Annotated in this window: 17 protein-coding genes; 7 read left to right on the top strand and 10 right to left on the bottom strand. The window is 60.5% G+C overall.

Translation table 11 applies throughout. From position 1 onward, the window contains the following. Position 1 precedes the first annotated feature (1 nt). Positions 2–2077, top strand: coding sequence for a hypothetical protein (locus OA90_RS14080; RefSeq protein ID WP_068412710.1), 2076 nt, complete (start codon positions 2–4; stop codon positions 2075–2077). A 48-nt stretch (positions 2078–2125) separates the two neighbouring features. On the opposite strand, the gene OA90_RS14075 is transcribed toward OA90_RS14080, so the two are convergent. Further along, positions 2126–2623 (bottom strand): N-acetyltransferase, encoded by a 498-nt coding sequence (locus OA90_RS14075; RefSeq protein ID WP_068412696.1) that lies wholly within the window; start codon positions 2621–2623, stop codon positions 2126–2128. A gap of 462 nt (positions 2624–3085) precedes the next feature. Here OA90_RS14075 and OA90_RS14070 point away from each other — a divergent pair, with 462 nt between their 5' ends. Then, positions 3086–4060, top strand: a complete 975-nt coding sequence (locus tag OA90_RS14070) for a glutathione S-transferase family protein (protein ID WP_068412693.1) — start codon at positions 3086–3088, stop codon at positions 4058–4060. Between the two features lie 247 nt (positions 4061–4307). Here OA90_RS14070 and OA90_RS14065 read toward each other — a convergent pair whose 3' ends face one another. Further along, positions 4308–4790 (bottom strand): NUDIX domain-containing protein, encoded by a 483-nt coding sequence (locus OA90_RS14065; RefSeq protein ID WP_082837048.1) that lies wholly within the window; start codon positions 4788–4790, stop codon positions 4308–4310. A gap of 175 nt (positions 4791–4965) precedes the next feature. On the opposite strand from OA90_RS14065, the gene OA90_RS29785 reads away from it, so the two are divergent. The 3 genes from OA90_RS29785 to OA90_RS14060 all read left to right on the top strand — a co-directional run bounded on the left by OA90_RS29785 (position 4966) and on the right by OA90_RS14060 (position 6256). Next, the gene (locus OA90_RS29785; protein ID WP_279625817.1) at positions 4966–5088 is read left to right on the top strand and encodes a hypothetical protein; all 123 of its coding nucleotides are present in this window, start codon (positions 4966–4968) and stop codon (positions 5086–5088) included. A gap of 32 nt (positions 5089–5120) precedes the next feature. Then, a complete protein-coding gene (locus tag OA90_RS29780) occupies positions 5121–5246 on the top strand; it encodes a hypothetical protein (protein WP_279625816.1) in 126 nt (41 codons plus the stop codon). Between the two features lie 80 nt (positions 5247–5326). Further along, on the top strand, positions 5327–6256 hold the full coding sequence (locus OA90_RS14060) for a metallophosphoesterase (RefSeq protein WP_068412691.1): 930 nt from the start codon (positions 5327–5329) through the stop codon (positions 6254–6256). A gap of 29 nt (positions 6257–6285) precedes the next feature. On the opposite strand, the gene OA90_RS14055 is transcribed toward OA90_RS14060, so the two are convergent. Further along, positions 6286–6867, bottom strand: a complete 582-nt coding sequence (locus tag OA90_RS14055) for a hypothetical protein (protein ID WP_068412688.1) — start codon at positions 6865–6867, stop codon at positions 6286–6288. A 241-nt stretch (positions 6868–7108) separates the two neighbouring features. Here OA90_RS14055 and mtnA point away from each other — a divergent pair, with 241 nt between their 5' ends. Next, positions 7109–8215 carry an S-methyl-5-thioribose-1-phosphate isomerase gene (gene mtnA / locus OA90_RS14050; RefSeq protein ID WP_068412685.1) on the top strand — a complete coding sequence of 369 codons (1107 nt, stop codon included), beginning with the start codon at positions 7109–7111 and terminating at the stop codon, positions 8213–8215. Positions 8216–8234: 19 nt separating this feature from the next. On the opposite strand, the gene OA90_RS14045 is transcribed toward mtnA, so the two are convergent. Continuing rightward, complete coding sequence (locus tag OA90_RS14045) at positions 8235–8846, bottom strand: GNAT family N-acetyltransferase (protein WP_068412682.1); 612 nt, start codon at positions 8844–8846, stop codon at positions 8235–8237. A gap of 178 nt (positions 8847–9024) precedes the next feature. Here OA90_RS14045 and OA90_RS14040 point away from each other — a divergent pair, with 178 nt between their 5' ends. Further along, a complete protein-coding gene (locus OA90_RS14040; protein WP_068412671.1) occupies positions 9025–9300 on the top strand; it encodes a hypothetical protein in 276 nt (91 codons plus the stop codon). 25 nt (positions 9301–9325) lie between these two features. On the opposite strand, the gene flhA is transcribed toward OA90_RS14040, so the two are convergent. From flhA to fliF, 6 genes are all read right to left on the bottom strand, one after another. Further along, positions 9326–11509 carry a flagellar biosynthesis protein FlhA gene (gene flhA / locus OA90_RS14035; RefSeq protein ID WP_068413016.1) on the bottom strand — a complete coding sequence of 728 codons (2184 nt, stop codon included), beginning with the start codon at positions 11507–11509 and terminating at the stop codon, positions 9326–9328. 168 nt (positions 11510–11677) lie between these two features. After that, positions 11678–13030, bottom strand: coding sequence for a sigma-54 dependent transcriptional regulator (locus OA90_RS14025; protein ID WP_068412664.1), 1353 nt, complete (start codon positions 13028–13030; stop codon positions 11678–11680). A gap of 12 nt (positions 13031–13042) precedes the next feature. Then, positions 13043–13378 (bottom strand): flagellar motor switch protein FliN, encoded by a 336-nt coding sequence (gene fliN / locus OA90_RS14020; RefSeq protein ID WP_068412661.1) that lies wholly within the window; start codon positions 13376–13378, stop codon positions 13043–13045. Beyond that, a complete protein-coding gene (locus OA90_RS14015) occupies positions 13375–14076 on the bottom strand; it encodes a FliH/SctL family protein (protein WP_208986133.1) in 702 nt (233 codons plus the stop codon). Before OA90_RS14015 ends, fliN begins: the two co-directional genes overlap by 4 nt. 29 nt (positions 14077–14105) lie before the next feature. Then, positions 14106–15152, bottom strand: coding sequence for a flagellar motor switch protein FliG (fliG, locus tag OA90_RS14010; protein WP_068412655.1), 1047 nt, complete (start codon positions 15150–15152; stop codon positions 14106–14108). A gap of 2 nt (positions 15153–15154) precedes the next feature. Beyond that, positions 15155–16771 carry a flagellar basal-body MS-ring/collar protein FliF gene (fliF, locus tag OA90_RS14005; protein ID WP_082837047.1) on the bottom strand — a complete coding sequence of 539 codons (1617 nt, stop codon included), beginning with the start codon at positions 16769–16771 and terminating at the stop codon, positions 15155–15157. Positions 16772–16876: the final 105 nt, after the last annotated feature.

Here is a 16876-nt window from a genome sequence, read left to right as displayed (position 1 = left end):
GATGGTCTGGTCCCTCTCCTTCGACCCCTTGCTGCCCCTGTGGGCGCTCTACGCCGGCATTGCCGTCGCCTTCCTTGTCGCAGCGGTAACAGGTTTCCTGAAGCTGCGCGGCTGGGTGCTGCGGGCAAGCACCATGGCTCTGCTGCTCGTGGCATTGGCCAATCCGGCCGTCGAGCGCGAGGACAGGGAACCGCTGACCAGTGTCGTCGCACTTGTCGTCGACAAGAGCCAGAGCCAGCGTCTTGCCGACCGCCAGTCGACAACAGAAGAAGCAGCCGAGCTCCTGCAGGACCGGATCGGAGCCCTGGAGGGCTTTGAAACCCGGGTGCTGGAAGCCCGTAATTCAGGATCCGGGGACGGAACGGAAGTCTTTCACACGCTGTCCAACGGGCTGGCGGATGTGCCGCCCGAACGGGTCGGCGGTGTCATCGTCGTGACCGACGGCCAGATCCACGACATTCCGGAAAATGCAGGCGCCCTTGGCTTCGACGCCCCGGTGCACGGCCTGATTACAGGAACGCCCGACGAGCGCGACCGGCGTCTCGTGCTCGACAAGGCCCCCAGGTTCGGTCTCGTGGGATCGGAGCAAACTGTCAGCATGACCGTGGTCGACCAGGGCCAGGGCACCGGACCGGGCGATCAGGTGCGCGTCACCGTCAAGCGCGATGGCGACGTCGTCACCCAGCGCATCGCCCGTACGGGTGAGAAGATCGATATTCCCGTCGAGATTGCCCATGGCGGCGACAATATCTTCGAATTCGATGCCGAGCCCCTGAACGATGAACTGACCACGCTGAACAACCGGGTCGTGGTCACCATCGACGGCATCCGGGAAAACCTGCGCGTGCTGCTGGTTTCCGGCTCCCCCCATGCAGGTGAACGCACCTGGCGCAATCTGCTGAAATCGGATGCCTCGGTCGACCTCGTCCATTTCACCATCCTGCGCCCGCCTGAAAAGCAGGACGGCACCCCCATCAACCAGTTGTCGCTGATCGCCTTCCCGACCCGCGAGCTGTTTTCCGTAAAGATCGATGAGTTTGACCTGATAATCTTCGACCGCTATGTGCGTCGTGGCGTGCTGCCGATGCTCTACTTCGACAACATCGCCCGCTATGTACGCGACGGTGGCGCGGTGCTGCTCGCAGGTGGCCCCGATTACGCAGAAGGCGGCAGCCTCTACAGAACGCCTCTTGCCCCAATCCTTCCCGCCCGGCCGACCGGCACCGTCCTGGAACAACCCTTCCATGCCACGCTGGCCGACACTGGAAAACGCCATCCCGTCACACGCGGCCTTCCCGGAGCGGAACAGGATCCGCCGGCCTGGAGCCGCTGGTTCCGGGCAGTCGATACCGAGCTAGACGCCGGCCAGGCACTGATGTCCGGGCCGAGCGATACACCGCTCCTGGTGCTGAACCGGGAGGGCGAAGGACGCGTCGCCATGCTGCTGTCAGATCACGTCTGGCTGTGGGCGCGCGGCTTCGAGGGCGGCGGACCGCATGTGCCGCTGCTGCGCCGCCTGGCCCATTGGCTGATGCAGGAGCCTGATCTGGAAGAAGAGGCGCTGAATGTATCGCTTCTCGGCCAGGAGCTGGTCATCGAGCGCCAGACACTCGGCGATACTGTCGGCGATGTGAGCGTCGTCTCGCCCACGGGCGAACGCTGGGACATCTCCATGAGCGAACAGCAACCCGGCCTGTGGCATGGCAGCCTGCCGGTCAGCGAAACAGGCCTTTTTGCCGTCACGGACGGGGAAATGAATGCGCTTATTCACGTCGGACCGCAAAATCCGCGCGAATATACCGATGTCCTGTCCACGACCGAAGTTCTTGACCCGATCAGCGAAGCGACAGGTGGCGTTTCACAGCGCCTGCGCGATATCGGTGGCGAACTGGACATGCCGCGCGTCGTCTCCATGCGCCAGTCGGCAAGCTACGCCGGGAACGGCTGGATCGGGCTGAAGGCGACGGAGGCCAGTGTCCTCAATGGCGTTGACCGCTATCCCCTGATGATCGGCCTTCTCGGTCTCGCCCTGCTCCTTGGAGCCCTATCGCTCACCTGGTACCGCGAAGGGCGCTAAAGGAGAAGTTCCAGCCGTCCCCGGTCGCGGGACAGCAGAGCCCGGTCCCTAAAGCTGCCCGCCATGCACCGCGCCCTCAGGCATCTCGCTGCCGTTGAGCGGCGCGATGAGCAGGCGGGCAGGATCGACAGGGCCCGGCAGGGTGATGCGCCCGAAAGGCACCTGCTGGAAGCCGAACGGGCTGTAATAAGGCGCGTCTCCCACAAGAAGCACGGCCGTGTCGCCGGCAGCTTCGGCGGCATCCATGGCGGTGCGCATCAGCGCTTTGCCTAGACCGCGGTTCTTGAAATCGGGTGAAACTGTCAGCGGCCCCAGAAGAAGCGCGTTGCTTTCCCCGATGCTGATCGGCGTCAGGCGGATCGAACCCGCAACCTGCGTTCCCACCAGAGCGACAAAGGACAGGTCGGCGCGGTGCGGCATGTTTTCCCGGATACGGAATGCGGTCCGTGCAAATCTGCCCGGTCCGAAAGCTTCGGCCTGGAGGGTGTCGATTGCGGTGACATCGGATGCGTCTTCGGGCCGGATAACCCAGGTGGTCTGTTTCATTTTTCTGTACTCAGCAGGCAGTCTTCAGGAAAGGCGCGCCTGCCGATGGCCCAGATGAAACATATCAAGAAGTCCGGGATCAGGTCAGCCGCGACGGTGCGGACGAGAAATGTCTCGTCGGCCGGTTCGTCGTCGGAGTGTCAGACCTGCGGTCATTTTTCCCAGTCTCGTAAAATCGCGCGGGGGTTTCGATATGCCCCCGGCGTTTCCTTCGTATGAGGGCCAAGCGGTTACCACGCAATTGTATGGCAGGTCCAGCGCTTTTTGCGCGTCGGGATTGTTCAGTGTTGTCGAACAAACCATTCAGCCGATTGAATTTCGCGGTACGCGCACAAAGTACTGCGGTATTGAAGGACAGCGTTTCGGCAGTCGCAGGACGATCGAAATTTCAAAATGTTGAAACCGGGCGGACCGGTTTCCGCTGTCAGCGCACGAAACCGGATCGGGTTCAGGGAGAGAGAAATGGGTTTGTTGGTCGACGGCGTCTGGAAGGACCAGTGGTACGATACAAGGTCAACCGGAGGGCGCTTTGTCCGAAAGGAGTCCTCTTTCCGCAACTGGATCACGGCTGACGGAAGCGCCGGTCCCAGCGGCACCAGCGGTTTCAAAGCCGAGCCGGATCGCTATCATCTGTTTGTCTCCTACGCCTGCCCCTGGGCGCACCGAACCATGATATTCCGAAAGCTGAAGGGACTGGAAGATCTGGTGTCCCTGTCGGCTGTCCAGCCGCTGATGCTGGAAAACGGCTGGGAGTTCGCCGAGATCGATCCGCACACAGGTGCGAAATTTGCCTGGCACATCTATGTGAAGGCCGACCCGCATTATTCCGGCCGCACGACCGTTCCGATCCTCTGGGACAAGCGGGAGAACACCATCGTCAGTAATGAATCTTCCGAGATCATCCGCATGTTCAACACAGCCTTCGACGCTCTCACGGGCTCCAAGCAGGACCTCTACCCCGAGGACCTGCGCAAGGAAATCGACACGATCAACGAGCGCGTCTACCACTCCGTCAACAACGGCGTTTACAAGTCCGGCTTCGCCACGACCCAGTCCGCCCATGAGGAAGCAGTAACAGCCCTCTTCGAAACGCTGGACTTTCTGGAAGACCGGCTCAAGAGGCAGCGCTATCTGGCAGGAAACCGCATGACGGAAGCCGACTGGCGTCTGTTCACCACGCTCGTGCGTTTCGATGCGGTCTATGTCACCCATTTCAAATGCAACATCCGCCGCATTGAGGACTATCCCGCCTTGTCAAACTACCTGCGTGAGCTTTACCAGGTGCCGGGCGTTGCCGACACGGTGGATATGACGACGATCAAGCAGCACTACTTCGGCTCCCACGAGAGCATCAACCCGCACCGCATTGTTCCCCTTGGCCCGGACCTCGACTTCATGAGACCGCATGACCGGGACCGCCTGCAAACGGCTGCCTGAAGACCCGGAAAATGAGGCAAAGCCGTTGAGAGCCCATGCAGAACGGCCGATTTGTCTTCAGAGGCCATAAGCCTTAACGCGCTGCCGTCCCAGCCTTGAGCCGGGACCTCCAACGCTCCTGGCATGGTCCCGGCTCAAGGCCGGGACTGCCCTTTTCACAAGCTGACAGATGACACGGCAGGCCAGGGGACAACAGCGCGTTTCCGGCAGTAACTCGCATGAAAACACCTCAGGTGCGCGCCCTGACCTACCATCGGCCTGACGGGAACTCCCCTGCCTGAAATTCCGCCAGCCTCCGGACAGTCGCTCCGCTGATGTCTTCCGGCAATTGTTCCGGCGCGAAAAAAACGGCCTCCAGCACTTCCGCGTTGGGTTTCAGGAACCCGGAGCCTTCTGTCCAGTCCTGAAGGTGAAACAGGCCGACATGATCACGGCCCGACGCCTGCTCGTTCAGATAGACATTCAGCAGGACCGGCCGCCCGGCACAGGCGATGCCGGCTTCTTCCCGGATTTCCCGGCAGGCCGCTTCCTCCATGGTTTCGCCTCTATCGACACCGCCACCAGGCAGATACCAGCCCGCGACATAACTGTGCCGGACCAGCAGGACCCTGTTCTGCGCATCCTCGACGATCACCCGGACACCAAGCGTATAGGGATTGCGGACACGGCCGATTCCCAGGAGCAGCCGCGTGGTCCATCGGGGCGGCAGATAGGTCAGGATCGTCAACATTCACCTGAGGTTACAAGACGCAATTGTGAAGTAAAACTTAATTAACCCATGCATTTCTTGCAGGGCAGGCAGATCAGAATAACGCTACTCATTTGTGCGTTACTTGCCTACATAACATGCAACTTGATGAATTCGAAGGCAATCGAAGCGTTTGCCAACCTAAAAGGAAAAACCCATGTTCAGCGCCCTGTTTGGCAAACGCCGTATCCGCCGCAGCCACTATCAGTGGAAACCGGCGATCGATCTCAGCAATCCGCGCATTGCTGCAGCCTTGGCAACCTTCCCGACCAACTACTAAGTCTGGTCGAGAATCTCACACGGAGAGAACCGATGTTCGGTTTTGTTAATGTAGTCGGCGCCACATTGCGCGAGACCACCCGCGCTGTCAGCGGTTCCGGTTCCGGAACGGGCAAGACCTCGAAGTCTCAGGTCAAACGCTCCAGAACTTCCGGCTGATCCAGCAAGTTTGCCGTTAAATTCAAGGCGCTGCGTTATTTTCCTTGACGCGGCGCTTTATGCTTTGAAGATGCGCTCCCATGTTCAAGCTTGCCCATCTTTCCGACCCGCATCTGGGTCCGCTGCCGGATCCCAAACTCCTGCAGCTGTTTTCCAAACGTCTGCTCGGGTACCTGAACTGGCACCGGAACCGCTCGAGGATCATGGGCGGCAGCTATCTGGAACAGCTTGTCGAAAACATCAAGATCCAGGCGCCGGATCACATCGCGGTCACCGGCGATCTGGTGAACATTGCCCTTCCTCTGGAAATCTCGGGCGCAAGAACCTGGCTGGAAGAGGTCGGCGAGCCGGAAAATGTCTCCGTCGTCCCGGGCAATCACGACGCCTATGTCCGCGGAGCCGTTCGCAAGGCGCGCACGGCCTGGTGGCCCTATATGTCAGGCGACGACGCGCAGGACGCGCCTTCCGAACGCGGCAGGCCTGAAGCCACCTTCCCCTATATCCGCAAACGTGACGGTGTTGCCCTTGTCGGTGTCACGACCGGCCGTGCGAGCGCTCCCTGGTTCGCGACGGGCAGGGTCGGCAGCCGCCAGAGCAAACGCTTGAAGAAAATACTGGAAGAGCTCGGCAAAGAGGACCTCTTTCGGGTCGTTATGCTGCATCACCCGCCGTTCAAGAACGCCACGCACTGGCACAAACGGCTTTCCGACGCCTCGAGGGTACGGGCTGTCGTCAAGCAGGCGGGCGCCGAACTGATCCTGCACGGTCATACCCATATCGCCAGCATCGACAGTATCGACGGACCGAACGGCCCGGTCCCGGTCATCGGCGTGCCATCGGCCACCAGCACGCCAGGCGGCAAGAAACCGGCAGCCCGCTACAATCTCTTCACGATTGAAAAAACCGGTCACGGCTGGACCTGCCATATGGCAGAACTCGGCTTTGCCGAGCCGGACATGCCGGTTACGCTGTTGCAGGACCGTCAGTTGACCATTCCGGACAGGGCCTGACGTCAGTTGTCTCCGGCAGCCAACCGACTTCAGAACGGATTGGCGAACCAGGCGAAGGCGACCAGACCGACGACACCTGCTGCAACGCCGATGCCGAAGGCGCCGGCGACTGCCAGCCAGGATGTGCGGCTTTCCTTGACCCGAACCACCTTGGAGTCGAGCGCAACTTCGCGCAGCCGCGTGTTGAGCCAATCCCCCTCAAGCGCCTTTTCCCGCTCCAGAACCCGTTCGGCGATATACTCGGTCAGGCAATCGGCCATGTCGTCGATGTCCGCGGTCTCCAGGATCACGACACGGCCGAGACGTGTGTCTTTCAGGAACCGGTAGGTGCGCCGGTCACCACCGACAGCCACATGGCTGGTGGCGTCGATCCAAAGGCGCGGCGTTGAACCGGAGATGATCTGCAGCGAAAACTGATCGTCGTCGTCGGGGATCTCCGAAAAGACATCCTTCAACTCGTCCGCCAGCATATCCAGCCGGGCCCGCTCTGTTTCCTGCAGTTCGACCACCACGTCCGAGCGCTCGACTTCACCAAGCTGAACCTTGCGGATCGCATCGCGCAAGGACCGCATGCGCGTATGGGGGACAACGTTATCCTGCATTTCAGACATGAGGCGCCTGACTCCGTTTTTTGCCGCTGATTTATGGGTCCACACCCGAGAGTCCTATCCGACTCCCACGTTGGAAAAACAGGCTTGCAGGCCTTCTCCTCAGGCTATCCACCGGCAATGATCTATTCATAGTTAACCGAGATTAGGAGATTTTTAACTCTGAGACCAGCAGCACCGGACTGGCCTGTGACTTATTCATGGGTTATGCAGAAACAATTCGCTGTTTTCCGGGAGTTTCGCCATGAATGTCGACGGAAAGAAATATCGCACAATCTGGCTCGCGGAGGACGGTGCATCTGTCGAAATCATCGACCAGACAAAGTTCCCCTATGCATTCGAGATCGCGAAACTCCACACCGTGGAAGACGCCGTCCATGCAATTCGCGTCATGCAGGTGCGCGGTGCGCCGCTGATCGGCGCAACCGCCGCCTACGGCGTCGCGCTGGCCATGCGCGCAGATCCGTCCGACGCCTCCCTTCATGCCGCCTGCTCGGCGCTGCTGGAAACCCGTCCGACCGCCGTCAATCTGCATTGGGCGCTCGATCTGGCGCGAAAATCGCTCCTGCGGGTCGCGCCGGAAAACCGAACGGCAGCGGCCTTCACGCTCGCCTCCGACATCTGCGACGAAGACATCGCCATAAACATGGCCATCGGCATGCACGGCATGGAGCTCATTGCCGAAATCGCCCGCACAAAGCGCGAGGGTGAACCTGTCAACATCCTCACCCATTGCAACGCCGGTTGGCTGGCAACGGTCGACTGGGGTACGGCGACCGCGCCGATCTACATGTGCCATGAGGGCGGCATACCGGTCCATGTCTGGGTGGACGAAACCCGCCCGCGCAACCAGGGTGCTTTCCTGACCGCCTGGGAACTGGGCCACCATGGCGTGCCGCATACGGTGATCGTCGACAATGCCGGCGGACATCTCATGCAGCATGGCGAGGTAGACATGGTAATCGTCGGCACCGACCGCACAACGGCAACAGGCGACGTCTGCAACAAGATCGGCACCTATTTGAAAGCGCTGGCGGCAAAGGACTGCGATGTGCCCTTCTATGTCGCCCTGCCCTCGCCGACCATCGACTTTTCCCTGTCAGACGGCGTTCGGGAGATCCCGATCGAGGAGCGCGGCGGCTCGGAAGTCAGCCGCATGACCGGCAGGACAGATAGCGGCGGCGTGGAAACCATCAACATCGTTGCGGAAGGATCGCCCGTCGGCAATCCCGCATTCGACGTTACCCCGGCCCGTCTGGTCACCGGCCTGATCACCGAGCGCGGCGTTCTTGACGCGAACCGGAAATCCATCGCCGAAGCCTTCCCCGAACGGGTGAAGGCCAGCGCCTGAATTCTGACTGAGCCGGGTCTCAGCCGATCGCCGGCACATGCGGCGCCTTCTCCCTGGGGTGAAGCCCCGTCAGGCGTGGATCGTCGGCGATTTCGACGGCCCGCTTGTAGGGACTGAAACCGCAGGACATGTAGAACCTCAGTGCCTGCGGGCTGTCCGCGGTACAGGTGTGCAGCCAGAGCCGTCTGGTTTCCGGCCGCGACCAGGCCATGTCCACCGCCTGCGCCATCAGCCAACGGCCCGCACCGCCGCCGATAGCCTCCGGTATCAGGCCGAAATAGGCAACCGACGGCTCCTCGGGATTCGCATAATCGAGTTCAAGCGTTCCGACAGGGATCCCATCACGCATGGGCAGGAAATTCTCGCGCGCCGGTTCGGAAAGCAGGTTTTCCAGCGCGGCGTCCTCCTGGATCAGCCGTCCGAACCAGATCCAGTCCTCGCCGATCTGGCGGAAGAGCCGTCGATAGGCATCAATATCCGGCGACGACCACCGTTCGAGCGTGAGATCGTCCCTCGCCGGGGCAAGCGGTGCTCCTGGCGATTTCAGCATTTCGAGATAAGTCACCACAACAGCGACTTTCCCTTTCGGGACATCCCAAAAGCCATTCATGTCGAGCGTCTGTCCGTGCATCTTGTCTCCAAAGGCCGGTTGCGGTCTTTCTGCGCTTATCAGCTGTGCGCAAGGATACCAAGTGCCTTTGACTGCCTCTCGCATCGCAGGGTCTATGTACATTCGCACAATGCGACAGGTTAATGCGTTGTTAACCGTATTGTGGGAGGGTTTTCAGGTATCCAGGAAAGATGCGCTGATGGCAAAAGTCGGAAATTACGTTCAAAGAGACTACCACGGAACCTACAGCTCGAAGAAAAAGTCGACCTGGTCGGACTTCAACAAGTCCTGGGGTTCACGGCGGGCAGCCGCTGCTGAGAAAATGCAGAATGTGCGTTCGATTGCCGCAAATTTCACCAACATCGCCACCGCTGCCTCGCAGACAAACACGTCTCTGGTGATACAGTCAATCGGCAGCCAGAGCATCTATGCCAGTCCGACAGCGGTCATGTCCCGCATCAATGTCGTGGTCTGAAGTGCTGCCTCTCAGAAAAATTCCGTCAGATTGACCCGATGGTCTTCAGCTTGATCCGCGGATGAACTTCCGCCTGGCTCATGATCGTGGTGTGTGCCCGGAAGCGCTCGACGATCGAGCGCACGAAAGGTCGTGTCAGCGGCGAGGTCAGCAGAACGGGCACTTCGCCCACCTGTGCGGCCTCCTCGAAAGCGTCCCTCACCTTGCCGACGAATTCCTGCAGCTTGCTCGGTTGCATGGCCAGCTGACGGTCGTCCCCTTCACCGACAATCGATTCCAGAAAGGCCTGCTCCCATTGCGGTGACAGGGCGATCAGCGGCAGATAGCCGCCAGGCGCGAGATTGGCGGCGCAGATCTGCCGCCCGAGCCGTGAACGCACATGCTCTGCGATGGTGTCGGTATTGCGGCTCATGCCGGTTGCCTCGGAGACCCCTTCCAGAATCGTGCCAAGGTCGCGGATGGAGATGCGTTCGTTGAGCAGCGCCTGAAGAACCCGCTGAACGCCGGAGACGGTGATCTGCGAGGGGACCAGATCCTCGACAAGCTTGGCCTGTTCGCCCTGCAGTTCCTTCAGGAGTTTCTGAACGTCGCCGTAAGTCAGCAGCTCGCTGATATTGGCCTTTATCGTTTCCGTCAGATGGGTGGACAGCACCGTCGCCGGATCGACAACCGTATAGCCGCGTAGGGAGGCATCCTCGCGGTACTGCGCTTCCACCCAGGTCGCGGGCAGGCCGAAGGTCGGCTCGGTGGTATGGGTTCCGGGAAGCTTCACCTGACCGCCTGCCGGATCCATGACCATGAAATGGTTCGGGTAGAGAATACCGCGGCCGGCCTCCACCTCCTTGACCTTGATGACATAGTCGTTGGCGCCGAGCTGAATATTGTCGAGAATGCGCACGGGCGGCATGATGACACCCATGTCCCCGGCGATCTGGCGGCGCAGAGCCTTGATCTGCTCGGTCAGGACATCGCTGTCCCCCTGCGCCTTGCCGTTGATCAGTGGCAGCAGGGCGTAGCCCAACTCGATCCGCAACTCGTCCATCTTGAGGGCGTCGGTAATCGGCGGCTCCGGCGGCGGCTTGGGCGCGTCGTCGACGGCCTTTTTCTCCGCGACCTTTGTCGCTTCCTTCTTTTTCTTTGCCCCGACCTGATAGGCCAGATATCCGGCCAGACCGGCGAGACCCAGAAACGGGACCATCGGCATGCCCGGCAACATTGCCAGGATGACCATCACCATAGCCGACATCCCGAGCGCCTTGGGATATCCCGTGAACTGGCTGGTCAGCGCCTTGTCGGCCGCGCCATGCACGCCGGCCTTGGACACCAGCAGGCCGGCTGCTGTCGAGACGATCAGCGCCGGGATCTGTGACACCAGACCGTCACCGATCGTCAGCAGTGTGTAATTGTTGGCCGCCTCGGAGAACGTCAGATCCATCTGGGCGACGCCGATGAAGATACCGCCGAGAATGTTGATGAAGGTGATCAGAAGGCCGGCGATCGCATCGCCGCGCACGAATTTGGAGGCACCGTCCATGGCACCGAAGAACGAGCTTTCGTCTTCCAGCACCTTGCGCCGGGTCTTGGCCTCGGTTTCATCGATCAGACCGGCGGACAGATCCGCGTCGATCGCCATCTGCTTGCCGGGCATCGCATCGAGCGTGAAGCGCGCGGCAACCTCGGCGATACGGCCGGAACCCTTGGTGATGACGACGAAGTTAACGATCACCAGAATTGCGAATACGATGATCCCGATGACAAAATTCCCGCCCATGACAAGATTGCCGAAGGACTGGATGACGTTGCCAGCCGCGGCCGTCCCCTCATGACCATTCGCCAGGATCAGGCGCGTGGACGCGATATTGAGACCCAGACGCAACATGGTCGCAATCAGAAGAACGGTCGGGAACGACGAGAATTCCAGAGGTCTCTGGATAAACAGGCCGGTCATCAGAACCATGACCGAAAAAATGATCGACACCGCCAGGAACATGTCCAGCATCACCGGCGGCATCGGCAGGATCAGCAGGGTCAGGATCACCAGAATACCGGTGGCCAGACCGATATCGCCGGTGCGCAGAGTGTCGATCAGCTCACGGATACTCGGAAAGCCGCCGACAGCCGGAGCAGCAGCAGCCGGCGCTGCTACCGCCTGCTGCTCTGCCGGAGGTCCACCCGACCCGCCCTGTCCGCCTGCTGCCGTGTCCGACATTGTGCTGTTCGCTTCCTGGATCAACCCGCATCCTTGCTCATGGAAAAGCGGTAAAGTTGATCGGTCCTAATCTGTTGGAGCATCGTCTCCGCGTTCTTGCGCAGACAGGAGGCCCTTGAGCGTACGTCGTCCGGCCAAATTCCGATGGCCGTATCCTTCAAGGTGTCGTCAGGCCCGGGCTTCTCCCGGTCCGGGAACACTGACCCCTTCATCAGTATATTGATTCAGCTTGTTGCGCAGGGTCCGTATGGAAATACCCAGAATTTTTGCGGCATGCGTCCGGTTGCCCAGACAATGATCGAGTGTATCGAGGATGAGATCCCGCTCCACATCGGACACCGTCCGCCCGACGAAGGATCGGCTGACGGCCTCCGCCGTCTGCGCAGCCCGCTCGGCCGGTCCGCTGGCGGCCGACAGGGGAGACCCGTCCGGCATCCGGATGGCTTCGACGCCGATCTCCTCGCCAGACGCCAGAAGCACGGCCCGGTGCATCGTGTTTTCCAGTTCACGCACGTTCCCGGGCCAGAGGTTGGTCATCAGCGCATGGCGGGCATCCGCCGCCAGCGGCCGCTCCGGAACGCCGTTCGTCTCCGAATAGTGTTTTATGAAGAATTGCGCGAGTTCCATGATGTCAGCCGGACGCTCCCGCAGGGACGGCAGCTTCAGGTTCACGACATTCAGACGGAACAGCAGATCTTCGCGGAACTGGCCCTGACGCACACTTTCCGCGAGATCCCGGTTGGAGGTTGCCAGAATGCGGATATTGATCGGCACCGGCCGGGTTCCACCCACGCGGTCGATCACCCGTTCCTGGATGGCACGCAGCAGCTTGGCCTGGAGGCGCACATCCATCTCTGAAATTTCATCGAGAAGAAGCGTTCCGCCGTCGGCTTCCTCGAACTTGCCGATGCGGCGCGCAACCGCGCCGGTAAAGGAGCCTTTTTCATGGCCGAACAGCTCGGACTCCAGAAGATGCTCGGGAATGGCCGCGCAATTGATCGAAATGAACGACTTCGATGCCCGGTTGGAGCACTTGTGCACGTGGCGCGCGATCACTTCCTTGCCTGTTCCCGACTCGCCGGTGATCAGCACGGAGGCCTCCGAGGGCGCCACCTGCTCGGCAAGCTTGACCACCGACGCCATGGCCTCGTCACGGTAAATCAGGTCTCCGCGTTCCTGGGCGACGGCGGCCAGAACGGCAGCGATCATCTCCGGATCGGGCGGCAGGGGTATGTATTCCTTCGCTCCGGCCCGAATTGCCGAGACGGCCGCCTGTGCATCGGTTTCGATGCCGCAGGCCACCACCGGAACATGAACCCGTTCGTTCTGAAGTTTGACGATCAGCCCCGCGATGTCGAGATGGACCTCGACCATCAGCAGATCCGCTCCGCGGCCGGACCGCAGAACCTTCAGTGCCCCTTCGATGTCATCTGCATGCGTTACCTGCGCACCGCCCTGCATTGCCATCTTCGACGCGGTCGTCAACTGGCCTCCTAGGGTTCCGACAATTAACAGGCGCATTCGCTATCTTTCCTATCGATCGGTCTTGATGATTTCCGTCATGGTCACGCCGAGCTTGTCTTCCACCAGGACAACCTCGCCACGTGCAACCAGCCGGTCATTTACATAGATATCAATGGCTTCTCCGACTTTCCGGTCCAGTTCAAGAACGGTTCCGGAGGCCAGTTTCAAAAGGTCCGAGACATGCATTTTCGAATGTCCGAGAACCGCAGAAATCCGGACAGGCACGTCGAACACAGCTTCCAGATCCGCGGCCGATTGCGGCACCTGGGCTTCAGCCTCACCTTCCTCGCGCTGAGGAACCTCAAGCTCGTCAAGCTGTATGTTGGTGTCTTGTTCGTCGCTCATGCGCCAGTTTCCTTCTCCGCCGACGGGGCGGACGTTTGTTCGTTCTTGGCTGCGGCGCGTGCCCGCAGATAGGCCCTGATGCTCGTGTCGATCGTGCCTTCAAGCGCTTTGCGGTCGCGCCGGATACCGCCATCCGCCCATTCGATATGACAGTCGCCGCGGCTGATTTCCGGTTCACCGAGGATCACAAGCCGGCCTTCGAACCCCTTTTCGTGAATGATGGGATCGACCTGGGCTTTCAGTGCCTCGACATCCTTTTCCGCGATACGGATCACCAGATGTGGCGCCTTGCGCAGCGGCCCCAGGCATTCTGACACCAATGCAAGGGTTTCCGCCAGCGGCTGACGGGCAATCAGGTGGGCGCAGAGACGTCTAGCCACAAGAAATGCAAGGCTGACGGCTTCCTGCTCGCGAACGACCTGTTGATCGTCAAGCCCCTTGAGCACTTCACCGACGGCCTCAGTCAGATGACCGACTTCCGCTGTCAACAGCGTTTCCTGCTTCGTCTGCAGATCCGCAAGCGCCTTCACCCGCCCTTCCTCGAGCGCCTGGGTGCGCACTTTTTCCAGAAGCTTCTCGTGCTCGGCGACCGTGATCATCGGAATCTCTGGTTCGATTGGCGCAACGACTTCCGGCTCCTCCGGTTCGGCGAAGTCGACATTGAACAGAAATTTCGGCGGGTTGCTCATGCTGCGCATTGTGTTGTCGCTACCTGCCGGCTGACGCATCAATAGATAATTTCATCATCGCTCTTCGATTTGGAGATCATGATCTCGCCCTTGGCGGCAAGATCCTTGGCCTTGTTGACCATACTCGTCTGCACGTCGTCCACGTCCCGCAGGCGGACGGGTCCGAGCGCGTCCATGTCGTCCTGGAGCAGCTTCGCCGCGCGCGAGGACATGTTGCCGAAGAAGAACTCCCTGGCCGCATCGGTGGAGCCCTTGAGGGCGATTGCCAACTGGTCCTTCTCGACATGCCGCAGCAAGGTCTGGGCACTTGCTGCATCCAGTTTCAGCAGATCGTCGAATGTGAACATCAGCGTCTTGATGCGATCCGCCGCTTCGCGATTGTCCTCTTCCAGGGCCGCCAGGAACCGGGCTTCCGTCTGCCTGTCGAAGTTGTTGAAGATCTCGGCCATCATCTCGTGGCTGTCCCGGCGCGAGGTGTTGGTCAGGTTCGACATGAACTCGACACGCAGTGTCTGCTCCACCTTCTCCAGGACTTCCTTCTGGACCGCGTCCATGCGCAACATACGGCTGACCACCTCAAGCGCCAGTTCTTCCGGCAGAATGCCGAGCACCCGTGCGGCGTGGTCGGAATTGATCTTCGACAGCACCACCGCGACCGTTTGCGGGTATTCGTTCTTCAGATAGTTCGCGAGAACGTTCTCCTGCACGTTGGAAAGCTTCTCCCACATGTTTCGACCGGCCGGACCGCGGATTTCCTCCATGATGACGGAGACCTTGTCGCCCGGCAGGAAACTGGCCAGAAGACGTTCGGTCGCGTCGACGTTTCCGGTGAGCGCACCCGTGGAGCTGACCCGGCGGACGAAATCCTTGAACAGATCTTCAAGCATGTTCGGTGTGACCGGCCCGAGATTGGCCATCGCCGTGGAGACCTGGCGCACTTCGATTTCATCGAGCTTTTGCCAGATCGGCGAGCCGTGGGCCTCTCCGAGAGCAAGCAGCAGAACCGCTGCGCGTTCGGCACCCTTGAGTTCGCGGTCTTCCTCGTCGGCACTGACCTGCAGTTGTTTTTGAAGTACATCGCTCACTGTTAAGCCGCCGCCTGTTGATCCAGCCAGCCGCGGACAATCGTGACCGCTTCGGACGGATGATCCTTGATCATTTCACCAACCTTTGTAATCGAGCTCGCCTGCATTGCGCCTTCATGCTTGGCCTGCTCCAGCCACTCGATCACGAATTCGTCTTCCGGATCCTCGTCCTTGGCCACTTCCGTCTCGACCACCAGAGTGCCATCCGGACCGATCATCAGTTCCTGAGGCTGTTTTTCCTCCGGCGTCACGATCCGGCGCAGCAGCGGACGGACCACGAAGAGCAACAGCAGGATCGCGATCAGGGAGAGAACGCCCAATTCCGCGAAACGGACGATATCGTCCCGTGTGAAATCGAACAGGCCGTCACCCTCGGCCAGCAGGTCGTCCTGCGGAGGCAATGCGAACTGCAGGTTGACGACCTCGACCACATCCCCCCGGTTTTGGTCAAAACCGACGGCGGAACGCACCAGAACGGCAATCCTGTCCAGCGTTTCCTGATCCCGGGGGGTATAGACGGCGTTCCCGTCCTCATCCGGCACATAGGTGCCGTCAACGAGGACGGCAACACTCAGGCGGTCCACCTGACCGGCTTCCATGACCTCGGTGCGCGTGGAACGGGAAATCTCGTAGTTGACGATTTCCTCGATCAGGTTGCTGGTGTCCCTGCCGCCCGCATTGTCGCCTTCCTGCGCATTGGGCAACTCATTACCAACAGTAACCTGACCGTTCCGGCTGACGGCGGAAGACGCTTCTTCCTTCGATTGCGTCGAGCGGACAACCTGACCATCCGGATCGAATGTCTCGGTGGTTTCCGTCAGCCGGTTGTAATCGATATCCGCGTTCACCCGGACCCGGGCCCTGCCGGGGCCGACGACGGAATTCAGGATCTCTTCAATCTGGTTGCGCAGCCGGCTCTCGACGGCCACGGTCCGCTCCTGAAGCGAAGCGGACATCATGCCGTCCTCGTCGGTACCGGCGCCGGAGGCCAGCAGGCGTCCGCTTTCGTCGACGATCGAAACCTTGTCGGGATCAAGTCCGTCGACTGCGGTTGCCACCAGATGCTGGACGGCGCGGATTTCACCCGGCCCGAGAGAGCCCCGGACGTTCAGCACGATGGACGCGGAAGGCGGCCGGCGGTCACGCTGGAACAGCTGCCGCTCCGGTATGACCAGATGGACCCGTGCCGACCGGATGCGGTCCAGCGTTCCGATGGTCCGTGACAGTTCGCCTTCCATGGCGCGAAGATGATTGATATTCTGAACGAAGCTGGTCGCTCCCAGCGTATCGGTCTTGTCGAAAATCTCGTAGCCGATGGAACCGCCGGTCGGCAGCCCTTCCGCGGCGAGCTGCATGCGCAGCCGGGCAACCTGTTCGCGGGGCACCAGAATGGTCGAGCCTTCACGCTTCAGCTCGAACTGGACTCCCTGGGATTCCAACTGGGAGACGACCGCAGCGGAATCCTCAAGCGTCATTTCATTGTAGAGGGTCGTCATCTGCGGCGCGGTCACGCGCATGATGATGAAGGCGAACACCCCGATCAGGATCGCTGCGACAGCGCCCATCGCGGCAATACGTGCCGCGCCCAAAGTTCTGATGAATTCTACCAGTCCGTTCACGAATGCCCGCCCGCATCTGAAACATGCTCTGCCGTTATTATTGGAGTCGGTCAGACATGCCACACCTTCGATGGGCAAAATTTGCCGCCCTGATGGTTAACAACA

Source organism: Labrenzia sp. OB1 (assembly GCF_001624695.1).
Classification (GTDB): Bacteria; Pseudomonadota; Alphaproteobacteria; order Rhizobiales; family Stappiaceae; genus Roseibium.
The sequence above is the reverse complement of the archived record's forward strand: the minus strand, read 5'-3'. Positions and strand labels throughout refer to the sequence as shown.